The sequence below is a fragment of the Streptosporangium sp. LJ11 genome, assembly GCF_051918945.1.
Classification (GTDB): domain Bacteria; phylum Actinomycetota; class Actinomycetes; order Streptosporangiales; family Streptosporangiaceae; genus Streptosporangium.
Window position 1 is genome coordinate 187,384 of sequence record NZ_JBPXMB010000023.1, and the last position, 6,240, is coordinate 193,623.

Annotated in this window: 6 protein-coding genes; all 6 read right to left on the reverse strand. The window is 72.3% G+C overall.

All coding sequences use genetic code 11. The features are described from left to right. Nucleotides 1-36 precede the first annotated feature (36 nt). Nucleotides 37-903: a hypothetical protein gene (locus ACTOQ3_RS31055; protein WP_440086980.1), complete on the reverse strand. Its 867-nt coding sequence runs from the start codon at nt 901-903 to the stop codon at nt 37-39. Between the two features lie 98 nt (nt 904-1,001). Next, nucleotides 1,002-2,393, reverse strand: coding sequence for an MFS transporter (locus ACTOQ3_RS31060; protein ID WP_440086981.1), 1,392 nt, complete (start codon nt 2,391-2,393; stop codon nt 1,002-1,004). Further along, complete coding sequence (locus ACTOQ3_RS31065; protein ID WP_440086982.1) at nt 2,390-3,310, reverse strand: zinc metalloprotease; 921 nt, start codon at nt 3,308-3,310, stop codon at nt 2,390-2,392. Before ACTOQ3_RS31065 ends, ACTOQ3_RS31060 begins: the two co-directional genes overlap by 4 nt. A 120-nt stretch (nt 3,311-3,430) precedes the next feature. Beyond that, nucleotides 3,431-3,682: a DUF3039 domain-containing protein gene (locus ACTOQ3_RS31070; RefSeq protein WP_329091055.1), complete on the reverse strand. Its 252-nt coding sequence runs from the start codon at nt 3,680-3,682 to the stop codon at nt 3,431-3,433. 227 nt (nt 3,683-3,909) lie between these two features. Then, nucleotides 3,910-4,488, reverse strand: coding sequence for a YqgE/AlgH family protein (locus ACTOQ3_RS31075; RefSeq protein WP_350973560.1), 579 nt, complete (start codon nt 4,486-4,488; stop codon nt 3,910-3,912). A gap of 145 nt (nt 4,489-4,633) precedes the next feature. Beyond that, nucleotides 4,634-6,046: an NAD-dependent malic enzyme gene (locus ACTOQ3_RS31080; RefSeq protein ID WP_362850780.1), complete on the reverse strand. Its 1,413-nt coding sequence runs from the start codon at nt 6,044-6,046 to the stop codon at nt 4,634-4,636. Nucleotides 6,047-6,240 lie beyond the last annotated feature (194 nt).

Genomic DNA, 6,240 nt, shown 5'->3' on the forward strand with positions numbered 1-6,240 from the left:
CCCGGACTCGCGGTGCCGGAACCGCGCGAGACCCCCTCAGCGCAGGCCCGCGATCACCGTGTCGATCTCGGCCCTCGACACGGGGTCGTCCGGCTGGGTCATCGCGACCACGACCACCGGGCGCGTCCCGGCCCCCGTGAGGAAGACCACGCGCAGGTACGCGGGCCGGTTCACCACGTCCAGGTACTCCGCGCGCAGGGAGCGGGTGTGCCCGGTGCGCGCCCCCACGGTGATCTCCGTGTCGTCCACGACCTTCACCTCGTCGCCGTGGAGCAGGAGCCGCGCGTACAGGTCGCTGAGCTCGGCGGTGGTGGCGCGCACGTCGGTCACGGGCTCCGCGGGCATGACCATCACGGTCGTGTTGACGCCGTCGCCCGCGGCCGAGGTGAAGTCCGTGACCGGTGGCACCGTACCCGCGAGCCAGCGGTCGGGCAGCGGGTAGCTGACCCCCGCGACCGGGTCGGTCACCCGCCCCGGCGGCGGGGAGGGCAGCGCCCGCAGCGCCAGCACGACCACCCCGGCGATGACGCCGCCCCCCACGGCCAGGGCGAGCAGTACGAGCAGCACGCGCCGCAGGCGCCCCGGACGGCGCTCGGGAGGCGCGATGGGCGTGCCGTACCAGCGGGCCGAGGGCGGGAGGTCGTCGCCGGGCTCGGGGATGCGGGGAGGCCATGTCAGGCCGGAGCGGGCGTCGGACGGCTCGTCCTCCGGCGGCGGCCAGGGGCGGTACTCGTCGTCCTCGGGCGCCGGCCAGGGACGGCGCTCGTCGTCGAGGTCCGGATCAGAGCGCGGCCACACCTCGTCCTCGGCCGCCCGCGCGGCCCTGCGGGCCCGCCGGGACCTGCGCCCACCGCCACGGCCGGACTCGTCGGGCGGGTCCGACCGGCGAGGTCGTTCGTGCACGGGACCTCCTCCCGGCGGCGACGGTCCTACCGTCCTACCACGCATCCCGCGGCGTGACCCGGCTATGGGTGATCGCTGTTACGGGAGTGACCAATGAGTCATGGGATGTCCTTCATGCGCCGGGCCACGACCGTTCCGAAGAGCCCGATGGAGGCCATCAACACGACGATCGTGGTGTAACCGGTGGCGATGTCGTCGTGGCCGATCAGGTTGATCAAAACACCGCCGAAGCCGATGGTGATCGCGCTGCCCAGGGTGTCGACGACCTGGAGCGCGGCGGAGTTCGCGCCCTGCTCGGCGTCGGGCGACTGGCGCATCGCGGTGACGTTGACGCTGGTCATGCCGATGCCCATGCCGAACCCGGCGACGACCCAGGCGGGCACGGTGACCCAGCCGCTGACCCCGGGCACGAGGGCGAGCAGGGTCATCAGGATGCCCGTGGTGATCGCCATGGCGCCGATCCGTACCAGCAGCGGCCTGTCGTACGAGCGGCGGGTCTGCAGGTAGGAGCCGGTGGTCCAGCCCAGGGCGCCGAGGGTGAGCGCGACCCCCGCCTCGGCGACGGAGAAGCCGTGCACCTTGGTGAGGAGCAGCGGGATGAAGGCGTTGACCCCGAAGAACGCCGAGGCGAGCACCCCGCGCATCATGATCGTGGTGGGCAGGCCGCGGCCGAACCTGAGGGCCCGGGGCGGCAGCAACCTCGGCAGGCCCGCGGCGAGGACGGCCAGCCCGGCGACGGTGGCGATCCCGCCCGGCACGGGCGCCTCGTGAAGGTGGCTCGCCCCGTACAGCAGGACGCCGGCGCCGCACGCCGTGGCGGTGGCGGCCAGAGTCATCGCCAGCGGCCTGGAGCGGGGTCCCGTGGAGGGCGTGGGCGCCGGGGAGTGCCCGCCGATGCGCAACGCGGGCAGGAGCATCACGAGGGCGGGGACGACCAGCGGCACGATGCCGTAGAAGACCCACCGCCATCCCGCGGTCTCGGCGATGAGGCCGGTGAGGCCGGGCCCGACCAGGGCGGGGAGTACCCAGGCCGCCGACAGCGCGGCGAACACCCGGGGCCGGGTCGCCGGGACGTAGACCCGCGCGATCATCACGTAGATCGCCACGATGACGGCGCCGCCGCCGAGGCCCTGCACGACCCGCGCGACGATGAACAGCTCCTTGGATCCGGCGGCCCCGGCCATGGCCATACCGGCCGTGAACAGCCCCACGCCGAGCAGGAACGGCCAGGCGTGCCCTCGCCGGTCGGACCAGAGCCCGGCGACGACGTTGGCGAACAGACCGGCGATGAGGAAGGCGGAGAAGCTCACCCCGTACAGGTCGAGGGCGTCGAGGTCCTCGGAGACGGCGGGCATGACCGTGCCCACGGACATGCCCTCGAAGGCGATCAGCGTGACGACGAGCAGGATGCCCAGGGAGGCGGTCCGGTATTCGGGACCGAAGATCCGGGGGGTTTCGTATGGAGCGTCGGCTGTCTTCGGTGCTGTCACCCGTCAAGGGTAGTGTCCGCTCCCCGGCCTCGGTAGACGGCCCACATCTCCTGCATCCTGGCGGCCTGACCAGGGGTGAACCCGGACATGCAGCGGTCGTCGGAGTAGTCCATGAAGTTGTGGATGGGGTCGGGCCCGCCGCCCTTGCACGTGTCCTTGATCAGCGGGCAGCCCTCGGTGGGCTGCCCCTCGGGCTCGGTGTCGGCCACGCCGTCGCCCGGCGGATCGCAGCCCTTCTCGAAGGTGTGCAGCAGCCCGAGCCAGTGCCCGATCTCGTGGACGCCGGTGTACCCCCGGTCGAAGCTGCGCATCGCCCCGCCGGGCAGGCTCCGCCAGTCGACGACCACGCCGTCGAGGCCGGGCTCCTTACCGTACCCGTGGGGGTAGGTGGAGTAGCCGAGCACCAGCTCGCCGAGCTGGGCGAGATAGAGGTTGAGGGTCTCGGGGCCGCCCCTGCGCACCCGTTTGATCGCCCGCTCGTGGGTGACGGGCTCGCGGAACCAGGCCGCATTGGCGGTACGGGTGACGCCGTCCAGCCTGAACCGGATCCCGGTGTCCGCGCCGCCGAACCGCCCGGAGTAGGCGGCGTTGAGCGTGGCGATCTGGGCGCGCACGGCGACGTCGGGCGCGCCGAGGCGGCCGTCGGTGATGACGTGCACCCAGGTGGGCACGGTGATGGCGAGCAGGCGCGGGAGCGGGCTCGATCCGCGCCGCCCGCCGGCGCGCGCGGGTGACGGCGCGGACGGCACCGACGACACAGGCGGCACCGACGCGTGCTCCGCCGCCACGGGACGGGCGAGCCGGGAGGCGTGGGCGCACCCCGGTGGCCCGGGCGCGGCCGTACCGGGCGCGGCCGTACCGCCGGGAAGGGCCGGAACGGGAGGAGAGGCGCCCACCGTGAACAGGCATGCGGACACAACGGCGATCGCACGCCGAAACATGGACTCCCCCGACAGATCCCAGACGCTGGTCGTTCGCCGCCCCCCGGCGGCATCCCGACCGTAGCCTCATCTGTGGCGATCACCCATGAGCAACACTCACTCGTTGTTGCTGTCTTCGCCCTTCGGCAGACCCGAGTAGATCTCCTTGCACTCCGGGCAGACCGGGAACTTCTGGGGGTCGCGGTTCGGCACCCAGACCTTCCCGCAGAGCGCGCGGACCGGGGTCCCGCTCAGCGCGCTCTCCATGATCTTGTTCTTCTCGACGTAGTGGGCGAAGCGCTCGTGGTCGCCGTCGCCGTGCGACAGGTCCGGCCGGACGTCGCTCTCAGGGAGAATCTTCGTACTCACCCTGGCGATTTTATGCCCGTACCACCGCGCTCGGGGCACCGGCGGCCGGTGGGTCGCGGAACACCTCCCACCGGCGCGGGCACGACCGCCGTCGCGAGCACGGCCACCGGCGCGGGCACGACGCCCCTGACCGGCCCGGCGCCCCTCCGACCGGCCCGGTGCCCGGGTGGCGGGATCCCGCGCGGGCCCGGCCGCCTGGGGACGGCCGTCCGGAAGCGGCCGTCCGGCTAGTTCATCGACGGGTCGTCGGGACAGGTGGCCACGTAGGCGAGCTCGCCCCGCTGCCGGCGCAGCACCGCCCGCCACAGCGACTCGGGCTCGTGGTGGAAGGTGTCACCGGGCTCCGCGTCCACGACGTACCAGGCGCCCTCGCCGATCTCGCTCTCCAGCTGGCCCGCCGACCATCCCGCGTACCCCGCGAAGATGCGCATCTGGGCGATCTCCCCGGCGAGGATCTCCGGCGGCGCGTCGAGGTCGACGGTGCCGAGCCTGGAGACGGCCGCGGTGCCCGCGTGCAGCCTCCGCCAGCCGAGCGGTTCCTGGCCGCTCGGGACGGCGGCCAGCGCCAGCGCGCTGTCGGTCTGGACGGGGCCGCCCTGGAACAGCACGGACGGGCCGGTGACCATGGTGTCCCAGGTGGGGAGCACCTGGGTCACCGAGATGTCACTCGGTCTGTTGAGCACCACGCCCAGGGTGCCGCCGTCGAGGTCGTGTTCCAGCACCAGGACCACGCTGCGCCGGAAGTTGGGATCTTCCAGTTGCGGCGTCGCCACCAGAAGCCCACCGACGTAGATCGCCTCCGCCATACCTCCATCATGAGGGGTGGACCCCCTTTCGCGCTGCTCCACCCGCTCTTCCGATGGTCCGGGCCTCACCCGGTGTCACGTGACACGCGGGTGAGCGCACTCCCCGGAGCGGGACGGGAGCCGTGGGTAACCGTCTGCGCCCGCGTCACGCCTCCGTCATGCCCGTACGAGCCCGGCCGCCGGCCGACTCGCGCACGGCCGCCGCGACGGCGCCCGACACGTCCGGGTGGAACACGCTGGGGATGATGTAGTTGGGGCCGAGCTCCTCGGCGGTCACCACGGCGGCCAGCGCCTTGGCCGCGGCCAGCAGCATCTCCTGGCTGACCACGGTGGCCTGGGCGTCGAGCAGGCCGCGGAAGACACCGGGGAAGGCCAGCACGTTGTTGATCTGGTTCGGGTAGTCGGAGCGGCCGGTGGCGACCACGGCGGCGTACTCGCGGGCGTCGTCGGGCGAGATCTCGGGCTCGGGGTTGGCGAGCGCGAAGACCACGGCGTCCTTGGCCATCGTGGCGATGTCGTCGCCGTTGAGGATGCCGGGCGCGGACACGCCGATGAACACGTCGGCGCCCTTGACCGCGCCGCGCAGGTCGCCGGAGTAGCCCTCGGCGTTGGTGTGGTCGGCGATCCACTGGAGCGAGTCGTCCAGGTCCTGGCGGCCGCGGTGCACGGCGCCCAGGTAGTCGCAGACGACCAGGTTGCGGGCGCCCGCAGCGAGCAGCAGGCGCAGCACCGCCGTACCGGCCGCGCCCGCGCCCGCGAGGGCGATGCGGACCTCGCCCAGGTCCTTGCCGACCACGCGCAGCGCGTTGGTGAGCGCGGCGAGCACGCAGATCGCGGTGCCGTGCTGGTCGTCGTGGAAGACCGGGATGTCCAGCAGATCGCGCAGCCGCCGCTCCACCTCGAAGCAGCGCGGCGCCGAGATGTCCTCCAGGTTGATGCCGCCGAAGCCGGGGGCGATGATCTGCACCGTGCGCACGATCTCGTCGACGTCCTGGGTGTCCAGGCAGATCGGCCAGGCGTCGATGTCGGCGAACCGCTTGAACAGCGCGGCCTTGCCCTCCATGACGGGGAGCGCGGCGGCCGGGCCGATGTTGCCCAGGCCGAGCACCGCCGAGCCGTCGGTGACGACGGCGACGGTGTTGCGCTTGATGGTCAGACGGCGGGCGTCCTCGGGGTTGCGGGCGATGGCCATGGAGACCCGGGCGACGCCGGGCGTGTAGGCCATCGAGAGCTCGTCGCGGTTGCGCAGCGGCACCTTCGACCGCATCTCGATCTTGCCGCCGAGATGCATGAGGAAGGTCCGGTCCGAGACCTTGTGGATGACGACGCCCTCGACGCCCTCCAGCTTGTCGACGATCGCCTGCGCGTGATCGGTGTCACGCGCGGCGCAGGTGACGTCGATGCGCAGCGTTTCATGGCCGGCCGTGGTCACGTCGAGCGCGGTGACCACACCTCCTGCTGACTCTACGGCGTGGGTGAGCTGGCTGACGGCATTGCCGCCGGCGGGCACCTCCAGGCGCACGGTGATGGAGTACGACACACTCGGCACGGTGGCCACAGCCAATCCGCTCCTTTGCGACTGACTTTGGTTGGGATGGTTTCCATCGTGCCATCCCATGACGAGTGTGCGCGCCCAGGTCGGCGGGCCTGCGCATATAGATGCGGTCACGACATACCGTTGCTTGTGAGTGTGCTGTGGTGAGCGCGCTCTCAGGCAGCTTCCGGCTTGCGCCGGAGCGTTCCCCGTTTCCG